Annotated in this window: 1 protein-coding gene; it reads left to right on the top strand. The window is 76.3% G+C overall.

From position 1 onward, the window contains the following. Positions 1-1,326 (top strand): type I polyketide synthase (locus G3I65_RS52060; RefSeq protein ID WP_160703465.1); only part of this gene is annotated, 1,326 nt, incomplete at both ends.

Raw genomic sequence — 1,326 nt, 5'->3', positions numbered from 1 at the left:
GGCCACCGCGGCCCCGGCCGGCGACGACCCGGTCGTCATCGTCGGCATGGCCTGCCGCTACCCCGGCGGCGTCCGGTCGCCGGAGGACCTCTGGACGCTGCTCACCGGCGAGGTCGACGCGGTGGGCGGCTTCCCGGCGGACCGGGGCTGGGACCTCGCCGCCCTCACCGGCGGTGGCCGCGGCAGCACGGTCGCCCGCGAAGGCGGCTTCCTCTACGACGTGGCCGATTTCGACCCCGGCTTCTTCGGCATCGCGCCGCGCGAGGCGATCGTGATGGACCCGCAGCAGCGGCTCGTCCTCGAAGTGGCCTGGGAGGTGCTGGAGCGCGCCGGGATCGACCCGGTGGGGCTCCGCGGCGGCGACACCGGTGTGTTCGTCGGGGGCGGGAGCGGCGACTACGTGCCGCCGTCGGACTCGCCGGGGCACCAGTCGACGGCGCAGGCGGGCAGCCTGCTGTCGGGGCGGCTGTCCTACACGTTCGGCCTGGAGGGCCCGGCGGTCACCGTCGACACGGCCTGCTCGTCGTCGCTGGTCGCGCTGCACCTGGCGGCACAGGCCCTGCGTGGCGGGGAGTGCTCGCTGGCGCTGGCCGGCGGCGCGATGGTGATGTCGCGGCCCACCGGGTTCGTCGAGTTCGGCGAGATGGGCGCGCTGTCGCCGGACGGCCGCTGCAAGGCCTTCGCCGAGGCGGCCGACGGCACCGGCTGGGCCGAGGGTGTCGGGATGCTCGTGCTGGAGCGGCTGTCCGACGCCACCCGCCACGGCCACGAGGTGCTGGCGGTCGTCCGCGGCAGCGCGGTCAACTCCGACGGCGCGTCCAACGGGCTGACCGCCCCGAGTGGGCCGTCGCAGCAGCGGGTCATCCGCCGGGCCCTCGCGTCGGCGGGGCTCGCACCGTCCGAAGTGGACGCCGTCGAGGCGCACGGCACCGGCACCCGGCTCGGCGACCCGATCGAGGCGCAGGCCCTGCTGGCCACGTACGGGCAGGACCGCGAGCGGCCGCTGTGGCTGGGCTCGCTCAAGTCCAACATCGGGCACACCCAGGCCGCGGCCGGGGTAGGCGCGGTGATCAAGATGGTCCTGGCCATGCGGCACGGCGTACTGCCGAAGACGCTGCACGTCGACGCGCCGTCGTCCCACGTCGACTGGTCGGCGGGCGCGGTCGAGCTGCTGCGGGAACCGCGGCCGTGGCCGGAAACCGGGCGTCCGCGCCGGGCGGGGATCTCGGCGTTCGGCGCCAGCGGCACCAACGCCCACGCCATCCTGGAGGCGCCGGCCCCGGCTCCCGCCCCGGCGCCGGTGAGCGCCGTCGCCACTGTGCCGGT

The organism is Amycolatopsis sp. SID8362, from assembly GCF_010550475.1.
Classification (GTDB): Bacteria; Actinomycetota; Actinomycetes; order Mycobacteriales; family Pseudonocardiaceae; genus Amycolatopsis; species Amycolatopsis eburnea.
Note: the sequence above shows the minus strand (reverse complement) of the source record. Positions and strands in the feature narration are given on the sequence as shown.